General features: G+C 52.0%; 21 protein-coding genes, 2 tRNA genes and 1 pseudogene. 5 read left to right on the top strand and 19 right to left on the bottom strand.

Annotated elements, in window-relative coordinates:
• Positions 1-44: 44 nt before the first annotated feature.
• Both coaE and ACT53G_RS04260 read right to left on the bottom strand, forming a co-directional pair.
• Positions 45-647, bottom strand: a complete 603-nt coding sequence (gene coaE, locus ACT53G_RS04265; RefSeq protein WP_476168808.1) for a dephospho-CoA kinase — start codon at positions 645-647, stop codon at positions 45-47.
• A 12-nt stretch (positions 648-659) separates the two neighbouring features.
• Positions 660-1,532 (bottom strand): prepilin peptidase, encoded by an 873-nt coding sequence (locus ACT53G_RS04260; RefSeq protein ID WP_476168807.1) that lies wholly within the window; start codon positions 1,530-1,532, stop codon positions 660-662.
• A 214-nt stretch (positions 1,533-1,746) separates the two neighbouring features.
• On the opposite strand from ACT53G_RS04260, the gene ACT53G_RS04255 reads away from it, so the two are divergent.
• Positions 1,747-2,145 carry a hypothetical protein gene (locus ACT53G_RS04255; protein WP_194748262.1) on the top strand — a complete coding sequence of 133 codons (399 nt, stop codon included), beginning with the start codon at positions 1,747-1,749 and terminating at the stop codon, positions 2,143-2,145.
• A gap of 63 nt (positions 2,146-2,208) precedes the next feature.
• On the opposite strand, the gene ACT53G_RS04250 is transcribed toward ACT53G_RS04255, so the two are convergent.
• The 7 genes from ACT53G_RS04250 to recA form a co-directional block, all read right to left on the bottom strand.
• Positions 2,209-3,138: a polyprenyl synthetase family protein gene (locus ACT53G_RS04250; protein WP_313986956.1), complete on the bottom strand. Its 930-nt coding sequence runs from the start codon at positions 3,136-3,138 to the stop codon at positions 2,209-2,211.
• Between the two features lie 215 nt (positions 3,139-3,353).
• Positions 3,354-3,430 (bottom strand) — tRNA-Arg (locus ACT53G_RS04245).
• Between the two features lie 120 nt (positions 3,431-3,550).
• Positions 3,551-3,644: transfer RNA gene (locus ACT53G_RS04240), tRNA-Ser, on the bottom strand.
• Between the two features lie 157 nt (positions 3,645-3,801).
• Positions 3,802-5,031 carry an aspartate kinase gene (locus tag ACT53G_RS04235; protein WP_194748263.1) on the bottom strand — a complete coding sequence of 410 codons (1,230 nt, stop codon included), beginning with the start codon at positions 5,029-5,031 and terminating at the stop codon, positions 3,802-3,804.
• Positions 5,032-5,056: 25 nt separating this feature from the next.
• A complete protein-coding gene (alaS, locus tag ACT53G_RS04230; protein WP_476168806.1) occupies positions 5,057-7,693 on the bottom strand; it encodes an alanine--tRNA ligase in 2,637 nt (878 codons plus the stop codon).
• Entirely contained in the window at positions 7,683-8,138 is a 456-nt protein-coding gene (recX, locus tag ACT53G_RS04225; RefSeq protein ID WP_476145482.1) for a recombination regulator RecX, read from the bottom strand. Before recX ends, alaS begins: the two co-directional genes overlap by 11 nt.
• 84 nt (positions 8,139-8,222) lie before the next feature.
• Positions 8,223-9,251 carry a recombinase RecA gene (gene recA / locus ACT53G_RS04220; protein ID WP_275355935.1) on the bottom strand — a complete coding sequence of 343 codons (1,029 nt, stop codon included), beginning with the start codon at positions 9,249-9,251 and terminating at the stop codon, positions 8,223-8,225.
• A 245-nt stretch (positions 9,252-9,496) separates the two neighbouring features.
• Between recA and ACT53G_RS04215 the strand changes: the two genes are divergently transcribed.
• Positions 9,497-9,859, top strand: a complete 363-nt coding sequence (locus ACT53G_RS04215) for a hypothetical protein (RefSeq protein WP_194748267.1) — start codon at positions 9,497-9,499, stop codon at positions 9,857-9,859.
• A gap of 4 nt (positions 9,860-9,863) precedes the next feature.
• Here the strand turns inward: ACT53G_RS04215 and ACT53G_RS04210 are convergent, their stop codons facing one another.
• The 5 genes from ACT53G_RS04210 to mog are packed head-to-tail and all read right to left on the bottom strand — an operon-like array spanning position 9,864 to position 12,776.
• On the bottom strand, positions 9,864-10,364 hold the full coding sequence (locus tag ACT53G_RS04210) for a CinA family protein (RefSeq protein ID WP_476168805.1): 501 nt from the start codon (positions 10,362-10,364) through the stop codon (positions 9,864-9,866).
• Positions 10,364-10,867: a phosphatidylglycerophosphatase A family protein gene (locus ACT53G_RS04205; protein ID WP_476169009.1), complete on the bottom strand. Its 504-nt coding sequence runs from the start codon at positions 10,865-10,867 to the stop codon at positions 10,364-10,366. Before ACT53G_RS04205 ends, ACT53G_RS04210 begins: the two co-directional genes overlap by 1 nt.
• The gene (thiL, locus tag ACT53G_RS04200) at positions 10,851-11,795 is read right to left on the bottom strand and encodes a thiamine-phosphate kinase (protein ID WP_476168804.1); all 945 of its coding nucleotides are present in this window, start codon (positions 11,793-11,795) and stop codon (positions 10,851-10,853) included. Before thiL ends, ACT53G_RS04205 begins: the two co-directional genes overlap by 17 nt.
• Entirely contained in the window at positions 11,788-12,144 is a 357-nt protein-coding gene (locus ACT53G_RS04195; RefSeq protein ID WP_476168803.1) for a VanZ family protein, read from the bottom strand. The genes thiL and ACT53G_RS04195 overlap by 8 nt, the downstream gene beginning before the upstream one ends.
• Positions 12,145-12,170: 26 nt before the next feature.
• On the bottom strand, positions 12,171-12,776 hold the full coding sequence (gene mog, locus ACT53G_RS04190) for a molybdopterin adenylyltransferase (protein WP_476168802.1): 606 nt from the start codon (positions 12,774-12,776) through the stop codon (positions 12,171-12,173).
• 150 nt (positions 12,777-12,926) lie between these two features.
• Here mog and ACT53G_RS04185 point away from each other — a divergent pair, with 150 nt between their 5' ends.
• Together ACT53G_RS04185 and ACT53G_RS04180 are read left to right on the top strand one after the other, a co-directional pair.
• Positions 12,927-13,652 carry a PDZ domain-containing protein gene (locus ACT53G_RS04185; protein ID WP_379075331.1) on the top strand — a complete coding sequence of 242 codons (726 nt, stop codon included), beginning with the start codon at positions 12,927-12,929 and terminating at the stop codon, positions 13,650-13,652.
• 51 nt (positions 13,653-13,703) lie between these two features.
• Entirely contained in the window at positions 13,704-15,683 is a 1,980-nt protein-coding gene (locus tag ACT53G_RS04180; RefSeq protein WP_476145480.1) for a site-specific recombinase, read from the top strand.
• 72 nt (positions 15,684-15,755) lie between these two features.
• Here ACT53G_RS04180 and ACT53G_RS04175 read toward each other — a convergent pair whose 3' ends face one another.
• Entirely contained in the window at positions 15,756-16,010 is a 255-nt protein-coding gene (locus ACT53G_RS04175) for a sulfurtransferase TusA family protein (RefSeq protein ID WP_194748274.1), read from the bottom strand.
• Positions 16,011-16,080: 70 nt separating this feature from the next.
• Entirely contained in the window at positions 16,081-16,641 is a 561-nt protein-coding gene (yjgA, locus tag ACT53G_RS04170; RefSeq protein ID WP_275355949.1) for a ribosome biogenesis factor YjgA, read from the bottom strand.
• 73 nt (positions 16,642-16,714) lie between these two features.
• Here yjgA and pmbA point away from each other — a divergent pair, with 73 nt between their 5' ends.
• The gene (gene pmbA / locus ACT53G_RS04165; protein ID WP_379076884.1) at positions 16,715-18,037 is read left to right on the top strand and encodes a metalloprotease PmbA; all 1,323 of its coding nucleotides are present in this window, start codon (positions 16,715-16,717) and stop codon (positions 18,035-18,037) included.
• A 420-nt stretch (positions 18,038-18,457) separates the two neighbouring features.
• On the opposite strand, the pseudogene ACT53G_RS04160 reads toward pmbA, so the two are convergent.
• The 3 genes and pseudogenes from ACT53G_RS04160 to rlmH form a co-directional block, all read right to left on the bottom strand.
• Positions 18,458-19,195, bottom strand: a pseudogene (locus ACT53G_RS04160) (MlaA family lipoprotein); the annotation flags it as partial.
• Positions 19,196-19,440: 245 nt separating this feature from the next.
• A complete protein-coding gene (locus ACT53G_RS04155; protein ID WP_476168801.1) occupies positions 19,441-20,874 on the bottom strand; it encodes a cryptochrome/photolyase family protein in 1,434 nt (477 codons plus the stop codon).
• A 2-nt stretch (positions 20,875-20,876) separates the two neighbouring features.
• The gene (gene rlmH / locus ACT53G_RS04150; RefSeq protein WP_476168800.1) at positions 20,877-21,344 is read right to left on the bottom strand and encodes a 23S rRNA (pseudouridine(1915)-N(3))-methyltransferase RlmH; all 468 of its coding nucleotides are present in this window, start codon (positions 21,342-21,344) and stop codon (positions 20,877-20,879) included.
• Between the last annotated feature and the right edge of the window lie 18 nt (positions 21,345-21,362).

Genomic DNA, 21,362 nt, shown 5'->3' with positions numbered 1-21,362 from the left:
TTGAAAAGTATGCAATAAAAGTTTGATTATGAAACCCTTTTAACTCAGAGGCAAGTTTTAGAGAAATTTTTGTGAAATTGAAGCACTTTTTGCTGTAAATCGGCGAGTGTCAGCTGGTTTTTAATCACGGTATCCGCAATCGCCAGCCGCGCCTCTCGCGGACTTTGCGACGCCATGATGGCTTGTGCCATTTCGGCAGAAAGCTGACTGCGTTGCATGACCCGCTGCAATTGCGTCTCCTCATCGCAATCGATCACCAGTACATGATCTATCATGGACCAATCCTCGCGGCTCTCGACCAGTAATGGGATCGCCAGAATCACATATGGATGACTGGCATACTGGGCAATTTGCTGTACGGCCTCAGCACGGATCGCCGGGTGCATGATCTGATTCAGTTGTTCGAGGGCTTCTGGGTGCTCAAACACGTGCGCGCGCAGTGTTGCCCGGCTGAGACGTCCATCTGCCTCAAACATGTGGTCGCCAAAAGCCACCCGCACCGCTTGCATGGCCGGACTGCCGGGTTCACTCATGGCGTGCGCAATGTGGTCCAGATCCACCACAGGCACGCCTAAGGCAGAAAATGCTGCACACGCCTCGCTTTTACCACTGCCGATACCGCCGGTCACGGCCACCACTTTTGCCATGTGCTGCTCCCGTTAAGGCACTAAATAATAAGCGGCCAGAGTTTGCCCATAAAACAGGGCGGCGATGCCGCCCAGGGCTAAAAAAGGACCAAAAGGAATCGCAGTTTGTCGGGTTTTGCCTTTGAGCAGAATCAAGCCGATGCCGATCACACTACCAACCACCGAGCTCAATAAAATGACCGCGGGCAGCAGTTGCCAGCCGAACCAGGCACCGATCGCAGCCAGCAGCTTGAAATCACCGTACCCCATGCCCTCTTTACCCGTCACGAGTTTAAACAGCCAGTAGACCGCCCACAACACAAGATAACCCGCCATGGCACCGATCACGGCTGACGAGAGATCGGTAAACCCATCTTTAAGGTTAAGCAACAGCCCCAGCCACAACAGCGGCAAGGTAATGTCATCAGGCAACAGTTGCGTATCAAAATCAATAAAGGTCAATGCGACCAGCGCAAACACAAATGCCAGTGCAAACAAGGTCAAATGGCTATAGCCATATTGCACAGCCACCGCCAGCGACAGACCGCCGGTCAGCAATTCAACCAATGGATAACGCATTGAAATCGGCGCATGACAGGCTTTACAGCGTCCACGTAAGAATAGATAGCTGATCACAGGAATATTCTCGAGTGCCATAATCTGGTGTCCGCAATGCGGGCAGGTCGAACGCGGCACCACAAGATTGTATTTGGGTTGATCAGGCACCTCTTGCCCCTGTAAATCCAGGCAACTGGCCTGCCATTCACGCTCCATCATTTTGGGCAGACGATGAATCACTACATTGAGAAAGCTGCCAACCAGCAAACCAAAGACCAGACAGGTGGCTTGCAGGGCATGAGGCTGCGTGCGCAGCAGACTTAAAACAGGTTCAAGGATTTCGTGCATGATGCCGATAACAAAGATAAGGTTGCTGCATCATCTCATCGTTGATGCCCATAGGCAAGGCTGACAAAGTGCAAAACTGCTTTAAAAGCGCATTCTTCTGGCTTGAAAACTGTTTGCAAGTCACCATTTATGTGTAAGATGGTCATGACACAGCAACTTTAGTGGTTTGCGTCTGTGTGAAGTGGCATCTGTTATCTAGAGAAGGAAGTTGCCTATGTCTGATCAAATCAAATTTACATCGCCAACCGAAGTTGAGTTGAACGAGGTTGAGCATCCTGCCTGGGATGAGCCAGTGATTTGTCGAGTAGAAGTCGATTTACCTGGATGGCTCACCAAACTGACCGGACAATCACACTGGGAAGTCTACAGTGAAGAAGAAGAGGAAAATTGCGTAAGCTTTGCGATGCGCTCTTCGAATCATCATCGTTTGCAAAAAGCGATGGCGTCAGCAGAGAGCGACCTGCAGGCAGAGGTGACCTTGTATCACAACGGCTATGCCGTCGTCGATGTCAATGGAAAATCCTTGTTTGATGGCGCATTGACCCATGCGACCAACGACTGCGCGCGACTCAGCTACTACCACATGAGTGGCGAGCCTATCGCCCTGAATTAACCCGGTGTTTGGTTCAGCCGGTATCTTTTAGGTGTTGTCGCCTGCGTACAAGCAGGCGACACCTTAATGTTGCCGGTTGACCGAAAACTGGGCCAAATCCAGCAAAGCCTGTTTGGCGGGCGTCAGTTCAAAAATGGCCAGTGCTTCACAGGCCTGTTCTGCTTCTTTTTGCGCCACGGCGCGTACATAATCAAATGCCTTCACGGCATGCAAAATCTCCAGCACGGCATCTAGCTGAGTGACCTGCCCTTCTAACAAGGCCTGCTTGACCAAGTCCGCTTGCGCGGTTGGCGCTTGCTGGATGGCATACAACATTGGTAAGGTCACTTTTCCCTCGGCCAGGTCATTGCCCAGGGTTTTGCCAATTTTTTCGCTGTCACCGGTTAAATCCAGCACATCATCTATGAGCTGAAAGGCCGTACCCAAGTGCATGCCATACTTGGCCAGTCCCTCTTCTTGCGCGACGCTGGCCTGACACTGCACTGCTCCAAGACGGGTCGCCGCTTCAAACAGTTTGGCGGTTTTAAAATGAATGACCTGCAAGTAATCCTGCTCGCTAACACCAATATTGCGCACATTGAGCAGCTGTAGCACTTCGCCTTCGGAAATCACATTGGTGGCATCGGCCAGGATTTCCATCACACGCATGTTTTGCAGCCTGACCATCATCTGAAAGGAACGTGAATATAGAAAATCGCCGACCAGCACACTGGCAGGATTGCCATACACATGATTGGCGGTAGATTTGCCACGACGCAGTTCGGAAGCATCAACCACATCATCATGCAATAAGGTGGCTGTATGAATAAATTCGACAATGGCAGCCAGAGCATGGTGGTCCGGTGTTACACGCCCGGCCAGATCAGCGGCCATCAACACCAATGTCGGACGCAAGCGTTTGCCACCACTATGAATGATGTATTCCGAAATTTGATTAATCAGCGGAACTTGGGATGACAAAGACTGGCGAATAACGGCATCCACCTGCTGCATATCGCCTGCAATCCGCGCCAAACAAGCCTGAAGAGACACTGAAACACCAATTAAATGAAAAGCTGAAGCATATCATACCGCCATCATCATCGCTATGTTCAGCGCGTATCAGCGATGTATCAACGCACTGATGAGCTTTAAGAAATGTAATGTTGGACAGGGATCACTAAAAGAAAAAAGCCTTGTTTCTCTGAAAGAAACAAGGCTTTTATTTTTGGCGCGCCCGGAGCGATTCGAACGCCCGACCCTTTGGTTCGTAGCCAAATACTCTATCCAACTGAGCTACGGGCGCCAAGGTTTGTTGCTTTGCAACAAAAACAGCATTATAACATAATTTTCAGCTTTGTGGAGGGGTCCAAGCAACGATGACACCCTAATTTACCAAACCCTTGAATCGTTAAACCCAGGTATTTGGCGGTGAGCGAGGGATTCGAACCCTCGATACAGGTTTAAGCCCGTATGCTTCCTTAGCAGGGAAGTGCCTTCGACCACTCGGCCAGCTCACCTTATTAAAACAATGACGCCTTAATAATACCAACACAGCTGATGCTGTTTTCTTTGCAGTATTGCTACTGCATTGAAGGGCGCCATACTACGTGAAAACCCTTCAAAAATCAACGCAAAAAAGAAGAATGTTTTATTTCTTTATTCGTGCGTTTGCGATTATGCGTTTTCCAGGCCAAACGCCTTATGTAACACGCGCACAGCCAGTTCCATATACTTCTCTTCGATCACCACTGCGATCTTGATTTCACTGGTAGAGATCATTTGAATATTGATGCCCTCTTCGGCCAATGTGCGGAACATCTGGCTGGCGATACCCACATGCGAACGCATGCCCACACCGACTACAGACACTTTTGCAATCTTGTCATCGCCAGTCACTTCACGTGCCTGGATATGGCCTTGAACCTTATCGCGCAGAATTGTCAGCGCCTTGTTCATTTCGTTTTTGTGTACGGTAAACGTGAAGTCTGTCGTGCCGTCTGCGCCCACGTTCTGGATAATCATATCCACATCAATGTTGGCATCGGCGACAGGACCAAGAATCTGATAAGCAATCCCTGGCTTGTCAGGCACGCCTGCTACGGTAATTTTCGCCTCATCGCGGTTAAAAGCGATGCCGGAGATAATTGGATCTTCCATGTTTTCCTCATTTTCTTCGAATGTAATCAGCGTGCCGTCACCCTCTTCTTCAAAGCTGGAGAGCACACGTAACTTAACCTTGTATTTGCCAGCAAACTCAACCGAGCGGATTTGCAGTACTTTGGAGCCTTGCGAGGCCAGTTCGAGCATTTCTTCAAAGGTGATTTTTTCCAGCCGGCGCGCTTCTGGCACCACACGCGGGTCAGTGGTATACACACCATCCACATCGGTATAAATCTGGCATTCATCGGCCTTGAGCGCTGCTGCCAACGCTACACCTGTCGTATCGGAGCCGCCACGGCCCAGCGTGGTGATATTGCCATGGGCATCCACGCCCTGAAAACCGGCGACCACACAGACATAGCCGTCATCGAGGTCTTGTTTCAGGTTATGCTGGTCAATGTCCAGAATACGCGCTTTGGTAAACGCATCATCCGTGAGGATTTTCACCTGGGTGCCGGTATAGCTCTTGGCCTTGATGCCAAGCTCCATCAGTGCCAGAGCGGTCATACCTATGGTGACCTGCTCACCGGTAGACACCATCACATCCAGCTCACGCGGATCTGGATCCGGCATGATTTCCTTGGCCAGTGAAATCAGGCGATTGGTTTCACCTGACATGGCTGACACCACGACCACCACTTGATGGCCCATGGCCTTGTAACGTGCCACACGACGCGCCACATTGCGGATACGCTCGGGATTGGCGACTGAGGTGCCACCATATTTTTGTACGATTAATGCCATTATTTTGCTCTGTTAATCAATTGAGTTAATTTAGTTTAGCTTCTGCCCAGGCTTGGACACTCGCCAGTGCCTGCGGCAGATTTGCGGGCTCAGTGCCGCCAGCCATCGCCATGTCTGGCTTGCCACCGCCCTTACCACCCACCTGGCCTGCAACATGATTCACCAGCTCGCCCGCCTTGACTTTGCCAGTCAAGTCAGCAGTCACGCCCGCAGCCAGACTGACCTTGCCCTCTGCCACGCTCGCCAAAACAATGACGGCAGATTTGAGTTTATCCTTGAGTTTATCCATGGTCTCGCGCAAGGCATTAGCATCTGCACCGTCCAAGGCAGCAGCCAATACTTTAACGCCATTGACTTCCAGGGCTTGCGTCGCCAGATCGTCGCCTTGTGAAGAGGCGAGTTTGGACTTCAAGCGCGCCAACTCTTTTTCGAGCGACTTGACGTGATCCATCACTTGCGCAATTTTGGCTGGGACTTCATGCGCAGGGGCTTTGAGCTCACCTGCCACCTGATTAATCAGCGCTTGCTGGGATTGCACCAGCTTCAACGCGCCCTCGCCCGTGGTGGCTTCGACACGGCGTACGCCTGCCGCCACGCCACTCTCGGAGGTAATTTTAAACAGTCCAATATCGCCAGTGCGGCTGACATGGGTACCGCCACACAACTCGCGCGAAGATCCGATATCCAGCACGCGTACTTCATCGCCATATTTCTCGCCAAACAGCATCATGGCGCCCGTTTTTTGCGCAGACTCAATATCCATCAAGCGCGCTTGTGTCGCCGCATTGGCCAAAATCTCGGCATTGACCAACGCTTCTACCCTGTCAATCTCGGCATCAGTCATCGGCGCATTATGCACAAAGTCAAAACGGGTTTTTTCCGTATCGACCAGGCTGCCTTTTTGCTGCACATGCTCACCCAGCACTTCACGCAAGGCCTTATGCATCAGATGCGTTGCCGAGTGATTACGCATGGTGCTGGCGCGCGCCTGCAGATTGACTTTAGCCGCCAACGCATCTCCCACAGACAAAGACCCGGTTTTGAGTACGCCATGATGGCCGAACACGGCTGCCTGAATTTTTTGTGTATCTTCTACGGCAAAAATACCGTTGGCAGACTTGAGCTCTCCGCTATCGCCAATCTGGCCACCGGATTCAGCATAGAACGGTGTATGGTCCAGCACGACCACACCCAAATCGCCTTCATTCAGCGTTTGTACAGCACTGCCGTCTTTATATAACGCCAGGACTTTGGCAGCGGTTTCCAGCTTGTCATAACCGTGGAATGTGGTCGCAGCGCCATCATATTCAAGATTGAGCGCCATTTTGAACTTGCCCGCCGCGCGCGCTTGTTCTTTTTGGCGCGCCATGGCCGCATCAAAGCCAGCGGTATCCACCGTCACGCCACGTTCGCGGCAGATGTCGGCGGTGAGGTCCAGCGGGAAACCAAAGGTATCGTGCAGTTTGAAGGCGAGATCGCCGTTGAACACGGCAGGCTTGGTCGCCAGTTCGGCTTCCAGAATCTGCATGCCGTTCTCTATCGTTTCGAAGAAACGGTCTTCCTCCTGCTTGAGCACCTCGGCCACTCGCGCCTGGTTGCTGGTCAACTCCGGGTAAGCCTCACCCATTTCAGCCACCAAATCTGGCACCAGCCTATGGAAGAAAGCAGCACGACAACCCAGTTTGTATCCATGACGAATCGCACGGCGAATAATGCGGCGCAACACATAGCCACGGCCTTCATTGCCTGGGATCACGCCATCGGCAATCAGGAAGCTACAGGCGCGGATATGGTCAGCCAGCACGTTGAGAGAAGGACTGTCCAAGTCAGCGGTGTTGGTTTCGCGCGCTGCGGCTTTGATTAATGCTTGGAACAAATCAATTTCGTAGTTGGCATGCACGCCTTGCAACACGGCAGAAATACGCTCCAAGCCCATGCCGGTATCGACCGATGGCTTAGGCAACGGATGCATCACCCCCGCTTCATCGCGGTTGAACTGCATGAAGACGTTATTCCAAATTTCGATAAAGCGGTCTCCATCTTCATCGGGCGAGCCTGGAGGGCCGCCTGGAATATGCGCACCGTGGTCATAAAAAATTTCGGTACAGGGGCCGCAAGGACCGGTGTCGCCCATCATCCAAAAGTTATCTGAGGCATAACGCGCACCTTTGTTGTCCCCAATACGGACAATCTTGTCAGCAGGGACGCCCACCTCTTTGTTCCAGATATCGTAGGCTTCATCATCCTCCGCATACACGGTGACCATCAGGCGTTCTTTGGGTAAAGCGTAGACTTCAGTCAACAGCTCCCAGGCAAAGGTAATGGCATCGCGCTTGAAGTAATCCCCAAAACTGAAGTTACCCAGCATCTCGAAGAAGGTATGGTGACGCGCGGTATAGCCCACATTCTCAAGATCGTTGTGCTTACCACCGGCGCGTACACATTTTTGTGCGGTCGCCGCACGCGTATAGGCACGCTTGTCAAAGCCGAGGAACACGTCTTTAAACTGGTTCATACCTGCGTTGGTAAACAGCAAGGTGGGGTCACCATGCGGCACCAGTGAACTGGAAGCTACCACTTGGTGGCCTTTGGAAGCAAAGAAATCCAGGAAGGCCTGGCGGATTTGTTTGCTGGAAGGTTTTTGCCCGTACTTAACTGTCATCTTCTGCGTGTCTATTCAAAATGTGTTTAATTACATCAAACGTAAAACCCCGACTCTGTAAGAAGCGGGCCTGTTTTGCCCATTCCTCGCGTGTTGTCGGGGCCGCTTTAAATTTTTTGCGCCAGACTTCGCTGGCACGTGCAACTTCATTGTCCTGCAGGCCTGCAACCGCTTCTGCAATCAACGTATCGTCTACCCCTTTTTCACGTAACTCGTTGGCGACACGCGCACTGCCAAATTTGGCTTTACGGGCATGGACCAATTGCTCGGTGAATCTGGCATCACTCAACCAGCCGCGCTGTTTAAAATCTTCCAACAAAGCCGGGAGGTCATCTGCTTCTTCGGCATAGGCCTTGAGCTTTTGCCCCAACTCCGCGTATGAATACTCGCGCTTGGCCAAGTATTCTAAAGCGCGTTGGCGTAAGGTTTTTTCCAGATTAGCCATTGAGTTTTTACGCGACAGTGCGTACAGCGCTCACAGAGAAAAACCAAACGTCAAAAGCACGCCTCACTCGGGCTCGCAAAAACCTTAATCATCCTCGCCGCGCGCTGAAGGCAGAATATCTGCCAGCACTTTGGCATTGGCGCGAATTTTCGCTTCAATTTCCGCTGCGATTTCTGGATGCTCACGCAAGAACTCTTTGGCATTTTCTTTGCCTTGGCCGATTTTTTCGCCGTTATAGCTAAACCATGCACCAGCTTTTTCCACCATTTTCAGATTGACGCCCAACTCAATAATCTCACCCAACCGCGAGATGCCTTCGCCATACATAATGTCAAACTCGGCTTGTTTAAATGGTGGCGCGACTTTGTTTTTAATTACTTTGACTTTGGTTTCGGAGCCAATGACTTCGTCACCTTTCTTGATCGCGCCTGTGCGGCGGATATCCAGTCGCACAGAGGCGTAGAATTTAAGCGCGTTACCGCCGGTGGTCGTTTCCGGGTTGCCAAACATGACACCAATTTTCATCCGAATCTGGTTAATGAAAATGACCAGCGTATTGGTACGTTTGATATTGCCGGTGAGTTTACGCAAGGCTTGTGACATCAAGCGCGCCTGCAAACCCATGTGGCTGTCGCCCATTTCCCCTTCAATCTCAGCGCGTGGCGTCAACGCTGCAACCGAGTCGACCACCACAATATCCACTGAGCCGGAACGCACCAGCATGTCGGCAATTTCCAAGGCTTGTTCGCCAGTATCGGGTTGCGAAATCAACAAATCAGGGACATTCACGCCTAATTTAGAGGCGTATTGCGGGTCTAGCGCATGCTCGGCATCAATAAAAGCAGCGGTGCCGCCTAATTTTTGCATTTCGGCAATCACTTGCAGGGTCAAGGTGGTTTTACCGGAAGACTCTGGGCCATAAATCTCCACAATGCGGCCGCGTGGCAATCCGCCTACGCCGAGTGCGATATCCAGACCCAATGAACCGGTGGAAACGACTTGCAGGTCTTCGCCGATATCAGCATCGCCCATGCGCATAATGGAGCCTTTGCCGAACTGCTTTTCAATTTGAGAGAGTGCGGCGGCGAGCGCTTTGCTTTTGTTGTCATCCATGCTGATTACCTTCTTTTAGCGATAAAATGCGTTGCTTGCACAAACGCGATATAATCCAAACAATAACCTCTAATTATTTCATAAATCGACCATCAGTGAAATGGCGTTGCGATGAATAAATGCCCAGCCATTCTGGCCTGAGGCAATTGCGCAGTTGCATGTGTGAATGGTGCTGTCAACCGTGGCCCGGCAACTGCGTTAATAGATCAGGGAGCATGCATTTGTTTTCCGCTAGAGGAGCATTTATGAAAGTCTTTAAACTGATTCTGACGTTGGCGCTGGCGAGTATCGCGGCAGTCAGCGCGCAAGCACAAGATAACTGGTCGGTGGGCGTGGTGGTAGGCAACCCTTACCCACCCGCTTACTACGCGCCGCCTGCCGTGGTTTATGCACCGCCGCCAGTGGTCATTTACCCACATCCACAAAGCCGTTACTACTATAGCCCCCCTGCAGTGACCTATTCCGCACCAGTACCACCACCAGGTCCCGGGTTTATTCAGTTCTCTTATGGCAATGGTGGCTACGGCGGTTACAACTATGGCCCGCGCAACTACTATGGTGGCGGATGGGGACGTGGTCACCACCACCATCACCACCACGACGATTAATTGATCACACTTCTGACGTCACGCTACGTAGCAGGACCGCCAATAAATAACTGGCGGCCTGTTCACGTATCTGCTGGCGATCGCCGGTAAAATATTGGGTGTGCACCAGCACATGAGGCGGTCCCGGTTGCCGGGTGGCCCAGGCAAAACATACCATCCCCACTGGCTTGTAAGCAGACCCACCGCCCGGCCCGGCAATGCCAGTTACCGCACCACTGATATTGGCCAAACTGTGTTCTAACGCGCCGATGGCCATGGCCTGTGCCACCGCTTCGCTGACAGCACCATGTTCGTCTATCAATTCAGCAGGGACGCCCAACATGTCGGTTTTGGCGGCATTGCTGTAGGTAACAAAACCACGGTCAAACCAGGCTGAGCTTCCGGCAACGGCCGTCATCGATTGTGCAATCAGGCCACCAGTACAAGACTCGGCCAGCGCCAATTGCCACCCTCTGGCCTGCAAGGCCTGCCCCAGGCTTGCACTGAGTTCCAGCATGGTGGGCATTACATTATCCCTTGTAACCATTGCAGCACCACTATTGTCATGAACGCGGCCAGCACATCATCCAGCATGACCCCCAGGCCGCCTTTCACGCGCTGATCCACCCAGCTGATCGGAAATGGCTTCCAGATATCAAACAGTCGAAACAGTGCAAATGCAGCCGCTCCCCAGCCGAACCCCGAGGGGACTGTGACCAAAACCGCAGCCATAGCCACAACTTCATCCCAGACAATCGCACCGTGGTCACTGACCCCGAGCGCACGTCCGGTAAACGCGCAGCACCAGACGCCCAGCAAGAAAAGTGCGGCCAAAGCAAGCCATTGCTGGGTTAAAGGTAAATGCATCAACAGCCAGTACAAGGGAAAGCCCAGCAGCGTGCCCACGGTACCAGGTGCTTTGGGTGACAAACCCGTGCCCAGACCCAAACTCAGACAATGCAGCGGGTGTGACCACAGCAGCCGCCAACTCGGTAACGATGACTGACTATGCTTAGCCAAAATGCTGATATCCTTTCTTTGCAATATCCAGAGCCACGTTGCCGTTCATCACGGTTAAACCAGGGCTCGCAGTGGTTTTACCAATGCGACTCAGCGGCAGATTCAATTGCTGCGACAGGGCCAGCAGCGCCTCCCGGTGCTGGGGAGCGGCAGTAAAACATAATTCATAATCATCCCCGCCTGCCAGCACGGCTTTCTGCATTGTCTCTTCTTCTATTGGCGTTTTCAGTCGTGGCAACGGCAACGCGCGCCAATCCAGTTCAGCGCCAACCCTGGAGGCCTGCAAAATATGGTCCAAATCGGCCAGCAAACCATCCGAAATATCGAGTGCAGCGCTTGCCATGCCACGCAAGGCCAAGCCCAGACGCACTCTTGGCTGCGGATGATGCATGGCAGTGGCGAGCATCGCAATATCATCGGCATGCAGAGACAGATACCCTAAACGGTTTTGTAGCCATAGTGCCGCCTGCCCTAAACAACCACTGACCCAGATATCCTCCCCCGCCCTGGCGCCATTACGTTGCAAGGCCTGGCCACGAGGCACTTCACCCAGGATATTGATGGCAATATTAAGTGGGCCGCGGGTGGTATCGCCGCCGATCAAAGCAACCTCAAAGGCATCCGCACAGGCAAACAGGCCGTCACTGAATTGGCGTAACCACGGATGATCCACCTCGGGCAATGCGATGGACAGCGTGGCCCATTTAGGCTCAGCCCCCATCGCCGCCATATCACTGATATTCACTGCCATCGACTTCCAGCCAATGGCAAAGGGCTGGGCATCGGCAAAAAAATGTGTGCCTGAAACCGACATATCGGCCGAAACCGCCAATTGATAGCCTAGACGCACGCTAACAAGCGCAGCGTCATCCCCTACCCCCAGATCAACCGCTGCTTGCCTGGTAAAATATTGGGCAATCAGATCAAATTCAGCCACGGCGATGCTGCCACCAGCGCAGACACAAGATGACAACGCCCCATGCCAGCAAGATACCCACGCTATCAGCCAGCCAGTCATAGACGCTGGGCTGACGGGTCAGGGTGAGCAGACCCTGTAGCACCTCCATGAGACCGCCATAAATCAACAAGCCGAGCATCAGCCATTGTTGCCGGGCGGGATAGGCCAATCCTGCCCAAAAAGTGACACCGCCAAACGCGACGATGTGCTGTATCTTGTCCAGATAAGGAAAGCGCTGCTCGGCAGGCGCCATTTCTATCAGCAACAGGTAAGTCAGTAGTGCCAAGCAGGCAATAAAGATAATTTTGGCAATCAGAGAAAAACGCATGAGTATCCTGAATGAAGATGAAGAGATCAAGCCTGGGGCTTGAGCGCCGACTTGGGCCGGAACGCCTGAACCACGCGTGCATCTGTTTCCAGATAAGGCATGGGCGCATCAGGGGTCGCCAGCAAGTCCAGGCAATATGGCACCGCCGCAAAGATGCCTGGCACTATTGTTTTACCTTCGCCATCCTTGAGGCCTTCCAGCGTTTCCTGAATAGACTTTGGTTGCCCGGGCAAATTGATAATCAGGCATTGCTTACGGATCACTGCCACTTGCCGCGACAAAATCGCCGTAGGCACAAACCTCAGACTGATCTGGCGCATTTGTTCGCCAAAGCCCGGCATCTCACGATCAGCGACCGATAAGGTCGCTTCAGGTGTGACATCGCGCAAGGCCGGACCCGTGCCACCGGTAGTCAAAATCAGGTGGCAGGCTTCTTCATCCACCAATTGCCTGAGCGTCTCGACAATGGTGGCCTGCTCATCGGCAATCAGCCTGGGGATGACGTGGTAAGGCGAAGTGAGCGCCTGTTGCAACCACGCGGTCAGCGATGGAATGCCCTTATCCTCATAAATGCCCTGTGAAGCGCGATCACTGATGGAAACAAGTCCAACACGCGTGAATTGTTGTTGCATAACGTGGTCTATCAGAAGTTGGTCTGTGTTAATGTACCAATACATCATAACATTACAATGTGACAATCGATCATGGAGAACGAGATGAACCAAGCGCATGCAAGCAGGCATTCCCCCCCCTTAAAACGTCCGCTCATCCTAGGCGGACTCATGTGGTTGTCCATGTGTTTGGCCCTCGCCTGTATGCTCACGAGTCAACGCGTCTCTGCCGAAGAAAACCCCTACGTCACACATTACCAGGCACAAAACCAGGGGAACCTGCACTCCTTGCAAGCCAATCCTGAGCCGCAGTTGCTCAGTGGCGTGCGCCGGGATGACGACAACATCAGAATGCTCGAAGATGGTTATGACTTGATGGGCTTTAGCAGTTTTGAAGCTGGGGAAGTCCCGCCAGAACTGGCACTAGACCATGGCCGCAGCCTCCAAGCCGATAGCATTCTGGTCTATGTGAAAAAAGCGGGCAACACTTCGCCAGCCTCCAAGATGGAGATGATCAAGGAAGCCGTGAAAAAAGGTCAGTCGCTGACTGAAAAAGACATGGCTGCCAGCCCGGGCAAATATCGTTATTACGCAAGTTTCTGGGCAAAACTGCCGCCTCCTTTACTAGGCATCCATGTGATCAAACTGGTGCAAAAACAATCTGGTGGTGAGAGTGAACGCATGCCTACCCCCGGCGTGCGCGTGATTGCCGTAATTCATGGCTCGTCTGCCGAAAAAGCAGGCCTGCAACGCGGCGATCAGCTACTCAGCATCAACCAGGAAAAAGTAGAAGATGCAGCCACGCTCTCCACCCTCGTGCGCAAATACCGCGGCAAAGCGGTTAAGTTAGAGATGGAACGTCAAAGTGAACCCCTCTCGCTAGAGGCGCAGCTCTAAACGTTTGGCGTGTTATCCTTGCCAAATCAAGCATCCAAGAAAGCGCTTTACATGTTTCAACCGATTTTTGACCACCAGGCCGCACGCGAAGCGGCCGGTGATATTGACGATATTCAGTTTATTCGAGCGTTGTTCGACAATATCCGGCCCAAGGACTCTTCGGATATTGAAAGTGCGAGCAATGCCTTGCAGGCCTTGTGCTTCCTGCTGCAACAGCATCCACAGTTTGCCTTGTTATTGCGCAACAGCGTACTGAGACTGCTCAACGAAAAGAGCGTGATATCGCTGTATTCAGACCACGGCATTCAATCAGACCTCGGCTTTTTTACCGAAATTTATCGTCGGCTTTCGCATAAAATCCTGCCAGACGTACCGGACCCTAAATATCTCAAGGATATCTTTGGCCAGATTTTTCATCAAAACGATGATGCTGACTGGGTCACCGGCATGCCCGACCAGGTCTGGCGAGACTTTATGCAGACATTGGACATCAGCCGAGGCGACTGGCAATTGCAGCAAAACTGCATCCAGGAGCTCAAGGATGCCCTGCAAGTGCTGTCTTTCAGGCTCTCGGCGTCTGGCTTGGACCCCGAGCTGATTTTGCAGCATGAGGATCTCGAATCAAACAGCTCGCCCTTTATCACGCAAAATATTGAAATTCAAAAGTTTTTGGCGCTGGGCAGCATCCAGGCTGAAGATGTGCAACATCTCTACAGTGTGCTCAAGCGTTGCGAGCAACTGACCTATGAAATCCGCAAGGCGAATGCCAAAACCGGCACCAGCATCTCGCTCACGGCGCTGATGCAAAGAATTTTGCAACAGATTCAGCGCATGCAACTGGTGGTAGACATTCTGCATGGGCTCATTCTCAAGCATGATGTGAGCCAGGCAATCACCAGCTTGCTGAAACAGCTGGTGGATGCCGAATGCAAGAAAAATAACCTGTCGGATTACTGGCGCCAAAATACGGAATTGCTGGCCTTGCGCGTCACTGAAAATGCCAGCCATACCGGCGAGCATTACATTGCGCAACATCGCGGTGAATATTTCAAGCTCATGGGCTCAGCCATGGGCGCGGGCCTCATCATTGCCTTTATGGCGATGTTTAAAATCATGATTGCCAGCTATCACCTGCCACCGCTGACCGAGGCCATTTTGTTTAGCCTCAATTATGGCCTGGGCTTTGTCCTCATTCACCTGTTGCACTTCACGGTGGCCACCAAGCAGCCTGCGATGACCGCTGCGACCATTGCTTCAACCATAGATGACCATGGCCATGACAGCAAAAACATCCACAATCTGATCAATATTGTGGCACAAACCACGAGCAGCCAGACGATTGCGATTTTAGGCAACGTGGTGGTGGTGATTCCGGTGGCCATACTGATTGACTGGCTGTTTATGCAAAGCACTGGCCATCACTTTATTGGCAGCGAAAAAGCACATAGCCTGCTGGACAACAACAACCCGCTGATCAGCCTGACCGCACTTTATGCGGCAGTCGCCGGGGTATGTTTGTTTTTGTCAGGCCTGATTGCCGGCTACCACGACAACCTGGCCGCCTACAACCGGATTCCAGAACGCCTGCAACATTTGGGCTGGTTGCAGTCCTTGCTGGGCAAAGAACGTCTGGGGCGCATTACCGACTATATTCGTCATAACCTGGGCGCACTGGCGGGGAATTTTTACTTTGGTTGCCTGTTGGGATTTGCCTCAGGGCTGGGGGTCATGCTGGGATTGCCGCTCGATATCCGTCACGTGACCTTTGTTGCGGCTTTTGCCGGTTACTCGTTCCCGGCGCTTGATTTTCAGGTCAGCCAATACATTGTGGGCACCACCATTCTGGGGATTGCCCTGGTCGGCACCATCAACCTCATTACCAGTTTCGGCCTGGCAATCTACGTTGCAATGAAGTCACGAAAAGTGCGCTATCGCCACTGGAAGGCTTTTTGGCTGGAATTGTTAAGTGCACTGTATCGCCAGCCAGGCAAGTTCTTGTTACCCCCTAAGAAAACCAATACAGATCATTAAACGCACGGCTCGCGCCGTGTGTTGGAGCGGGTCAGACGAAGCCCGGAGCCCAAGGCCACACCCGCTCAGTGACTAGTCAGCCGCCAGAGTGGTTTCTTTCTGGATCAAAAAGTGAAAGACACCGCCTTCTTTGTGCACAGACAACAACTTGACCGGGTGATGATTAATCACGTTGCGGATATTCTGTTCGCTGCCCGCAGAGGTCGTTTTCACGGACAACACCTGACCGGGCAACAACTCCTCCAGTTTTTCGATGGTTTTCAGCATGGGCAACGGACTGTCCAGGCCCATCAGGTCGAGTTCGATATCTATTGGTGTGGTGTGCATACTTGTCCCCCCTTTTCAAAAGCTGCTGATGTCAGCATGATCAAGCTGTGTTGGCGACCGCCAATCACGTTCAATCTTCATCCAACTCGTCTTCCTCAGTACCCGCTATCGCCTGCAAGTCATCCTCTACCGCTACACCTTCCATCAATTCGCGGATTATTTTAAATAATTCGCGGCTGCTTTTAGGCGGCTTGCCGGCAGCATGCTCCTTATTCGCATTACGGATCAAGGTACGCATTTGCTGCACAGGGGTCTGCGGATATTCAGCAATAAATAATTCGATGGCCTTGCTGTCTTCGAGCAAGCGTGACCGCCACCGTTCCATTTGGTGAAAGCGGGCATTTTCTTCCTGATGCTTGCCTTCCCACTTTTGCAACTGCTCAACAATCGGGGCCAAATCTGTTTCACGCATCAGGCGCCCGATATATTGCATTTGACGACGGATGGCACCATTCGAGGTAATGCGCTTGGCTTCGGCAATCGCATCCATCAGGGATTCTTCCAGCGCCAGTTTTTTCAGTTTATCCTTGGGGAGCGCCACCAGTTGTCGGCCAATGTCCTGCGCGGCATCCGCCTCAGCCTTGAGGCGGGTTTTACTGGGTTGGGAATCATCAAAGGTTTCAGATGTCATGTTAAAAGCAATCTCTGCCAAATCACGGTATGATAACAGCTTTAATCGCCAAGCTAAAAACAAGCAAGCCAGCATGCAAGCAGACCAACTACAACAAATCGCCCAAGACATTATTCGTTTGACGCAAACAGCCGGTGCCAGCAGCGCCGAAACCGAAGTCAGTTTTGGCATGGGTCAGAGTGTGTCTGTGCGCCAGGGCGAGACTGAAAATATTGAGTATAACCGCGATAAGGGCTGCTCGGTCACGGTCTACTTTGGTCAGCAAAAAGGCTATGCCAGCACCTCAGACCTGAGTCCGCAAGCCTTGCGTGATACGGTTGAAGCGGCCTGCAATATCGCCAAGTATACGGCGCAGGACCCCTTCTGTGGCCTGGCTGACGCTGACTTGATGGCAACCTCGTTTCCTGACCTGTCTCTGCATCATCCCTGGCAAGTCGATGTCGATGCAGCGCTGGCGCTGGCCAAACGTTGCGAAAGCGCGGCACTGGCAGTAGATCACAGAATCAGTAACAGCGAGGGAGCCAGTGTCTATACGCAAAGCGGCGCCTTCGCCTATGCCAACAGTCACGGGTTTATCGGGGGCTATGCCAGTTCACGTCATAGTATCAGTTGCTCGGTGATTGCCGAGGCAGATGGCCTAATGCAACGCGACTACTGGTATAGCAGTGCCCGCGATGCACTAGACCTGGCCAGCCCTGAACAGGTGGGCCAGATCGCTGGTGAACGCACCGCCAGGCGACTGGGTGCGCGCCCGATCAAAACCGGGCAATACCCGGTACTGTTTGAAGCACCGCTGGCCAGTGGCCTGATTGGTACACTCATGAGTGCGATTTCTGGTGGCAACCTGTATCGAAAATCCTCTTTCCTGCTTGATAGCCTGGGCCAAACCATCGCCAGCCCGTTGTTACAGATTGAAGATCATCCATTTCTGCTCAAAGGGGCGGCCAGCAGTGCCTTTGATAGCGAAGGTGTCGCTTGCCAAACCAGAACACTGGTCGAGAATGGCGTCCTGCAAGGCTATTTATTGGGCAGCTACTCCGCCCGCAAGCTGGGGCTCAAAACCACAGGCAATGCCGGTGGTGCGCACAATATTCTGGTCCGATCCACTGGTCAGTCCTTTGAACAGCTGCTGCAAACACTGGGCACGGGGCTGCTGGTGACGGAGTTACTGGGGCATGGCCTGAATATGGTGACTGGCGACTACTCACGCGGTGCGTCTGGCTATTGGGTTGAGAACGGCGTCATTGTGCACCCGGTCGAAGAAATCACCATCGCCAGCAACATGAAAGACATGCTAAAAAGTATCGTCGCCATTGGTAATGACGTGATTCCCAACAGTTCAAAACTGACGGGTTCTATTTTGATAGAGCGCATGACCGTCGCCTCATCCGAATAAACTTGTTCGCTCATCCAAATTACCATCAGTAAACAAGTTGTCACCAATAAAAAAGGCTTTGCAAATGCAAAGCCTTTTTTATATTTCCAGACAGGATTACTGTGGTGCAGTCTCAACCGGTAATGCCATCAGCGTTTCATCTATGGCAGCCACGACCTCTGCCGCCTCTTTTTCAACCACAGGCATTTCGTCGCCAGTTTCGCTCGTTTGCTCGAGTAATGGCGGCAAAACCTCTTCAGTTTGCGCAGTTGCCTCAAAAGCTAAGGCATCCACCTCATCCAATGTCGTTGCAGCGATTGATTCTACGGCTTGACTCTCAGACACGACAACCGCAGCCATATTGCCGGATTCAGCCTGATCCACAGAGGTAACTGACTGCAGCAATACGGTTTCGCCATTGTTAGAGGAAGACGCCGCTGGTTTGGCCGGCACATCTTCGTCAGCGGGCTCAAACTCGTCTTGCAGCAATTCCTGAGGCACCAAGCCATCCTGAATCAAGCTGGCACGGCGCTGCAAATAAGCATCACGCATAAAGGCATAAGGATCAATCGACGCATTATCGACAAGATCAGTCGCATCAAGCAATTGTGTACGCTTATCCAGCAACTGCACCGCACGCACCTGATAATAAGTACGAACCTGGCCAATATTGTGCAAATATTGAATCGGGTCAGAAGTCACGGTATCAATCGCCAACCCGCTGGCATCCCGCACCGTACTTGGCCCCAAAATTGGCAGCACCAGATAGGCACCCGACCCCATGCCCCAATAGCCCAGGGTTTGACCAAAATCTTCCTGGTGTTTGGGAATATTGTCCATACTGGCCACATCAATCAAGCCAACCACCCCAAAGGTGGTATTGATCACAAAGCGACCTGCATCACTGAATGCCTGGGCAAACTTCAATTGCAACAGATCATTGACCACCGTGGTCAAGGTGCCCAGGTTACTGAAGAAGTTGCTGATGCCAGTACGTACCGGCGAAGGGGCGACGGCTTTGTAGGCTTTTGCTACCGGCTTCATCGCATAGCGATCCGCAACATCATTAAATTTGTAGATGCCACGGTTGAGGCCTTCAAGCGGATCTTTATTGGTTGTTGCACAGCCAGACACACTTGCCAGTGTTGCAATCAGTACTATCGCTCTTAATTTTTTCATATTCGTCATTATTTCAGAAGCTGTTCAGGCGTATTAAATTTTTTGTATCCCCAACACTGCATGTTTTTTATCTTGCAATAGCATTTAATCACCAAGCAATGCTTATTCTTAACGGAATCACTTTTTAAAAACTAAAGCGCGTTTGACAAAGATATCTGAGATACAGCCACCAACTGGCTGTGTTTTGCCTTGATCCAGACTCCGCCCCAATCCCGATTAAAATGTTCTTCATTCTACCTCAAATGTCATTTGGGCTTCACATTATTTTTGTATAGGCGCAACGCCTGTTCCCGCTGTATTGCGTGATCTACAACAGGCCGAGGATAATTCAATGCAACGCCTTGATTAAATAAGCTTTGCTTGTGATATTTCGCTGCCCATGGCGCATGAATTTGATCATCATTCAGGTGTGCCAATTCTGGCACATATTTGCGGATAAATTTGCCTTGCGGATCAAACTTTTCAGATTGCGACTGTGGATTGAAGATCCTGAAATACGGTTGCGCATCGCAACCGGTGGAGGCCGCCCACTGCCAGCCACCATTGTTGGCCGCAAAGTCAAAATCGATCAGCTTTTGTGCGAAATATTGCTCACCCCATCGCCAGTCGATGAGCAAATCCTTGACCAGAAAACTGGCGACAATCATGCGTAACCGGTTATGCATATAGCCGGTCTGGTTCAACTGCCGCATGGCCGCATCCACAATCGGGAAACCGGTTTGGCCAGCGGACCATGCTTCAAACCAGGGCTGGTGATTGGGGAAAGCCAGCCCCTCATATTCAGCCTTGAAAGCCGCGCCCTGCTGCAAGTCTGGCCGATGATACAAAATCTGGAAATAAAAATCGCGCCAGATAAGTTCATTGAGCCAGATGGCCGCGCCTTCATTGCCAATCTGCGTCAATTGCCAGGCCGCATGCGCCAATTGGCGGATTGAAATGGTGCCGAAACGCAAATGTACAGACAGGTAAGACACGCCCTTGATGGCAGGAAAATTGCGCGCATCGTGATACTGGCTGATCCGCTGCAGAAAGTCATCAAACAGCTGCTGCGCACCAGCCATTCCGGTCGGCAAACGCATGGCTTTCAGATTAGTCTCCTCAAACCCAAGTGATGCCAAAGCGGGCATTGCTTGAGGCGGCAGTAGTGCCAGTTGACCGAGATACTTGTCAGTTGGATACGCTTGCAAATAAAAAGGGCTGAGTTTTGCCAGGTGGGCATTCTTGTAGGGTGTAAAAACACCATACGGCTTACCAGCCTGTGTCAGGATCTCGTCTTGTTCAAACAAGACCTGATCTTTAAACAAAAATAGTGACTGACCTAAAGCCGCCAGGGATTGTCTGACGGCCTCATCACGCGCGATCGCGGTGGGCTCATAATCACGATTTGCATAGACGGCAGAGACTTTCAGGCGTGCTGCCAAGGCAGGAATCTCTTCTCTGGCAGCGCCATGCAACACAATCAGATCCGCACCTCTTGCTTGCAGCGCCTGCTTGAGTTCAAGTGCGCTTTCCCAGATAAACTCGACCCGGCGGTCGGCTTTATCGGTCAGGGCATCCAGGATTTCAGTATCAAAAACAAATGCGAGATAGACTTGCGCATGTTGTTTGAGTGCGTGGTAGAGGGCAGCATGATCATGGTCGCGCAAATCGCGACGCAGCCAGACCAGGGCATTGGACATTCTTATTCTCGGTGGTAAGGATGATTGCTTAGAACCGTATGCGCACGATAAAGTTGCTCGGTCAGCATCACTCTGACCATGCCATGCGGCATCGTGAGCTTGGATAGGCTGAATAACCATTGCGCCTGACTTTTCAATTGCGGATGCAAGCCGTCAGCGCCGCCTATGACCAAAGCCACATCACGCCCCATTTCCTGCCAGGATTTGAGTTTATCGGCCAGTTGCAAGGTGGTGACAGCCTGCCCGCGCTCATCCAGTGCCACCAGATAGTCTTTACCAACCACTTCGAGAATGCGCCTGGCTTCCGCTTCTTGGACAACTTCACTGTTTTTGCCCGAAGCGCGCTTGTCAGGCTTAATTTCAATGATGCGCGTCTCAAGTTCGCGCGGCATGCGCTTAAGGTATTCCGCGCAGGCAGACTCCACCCAGTCGGGCATTTTGTGGCCGACCGAGATGATATTGAGTTTCATGCGGGATAAAAAGAATGA

It is taken from the genome of Methylophilus sp. DMC18, from assembly GCF_056314005.1.
The sequence above is the reverse complement of the archived record's forward strand: the minus strand, read 5'-3'. Positions and strand labels throughout refer to the sequence as shown.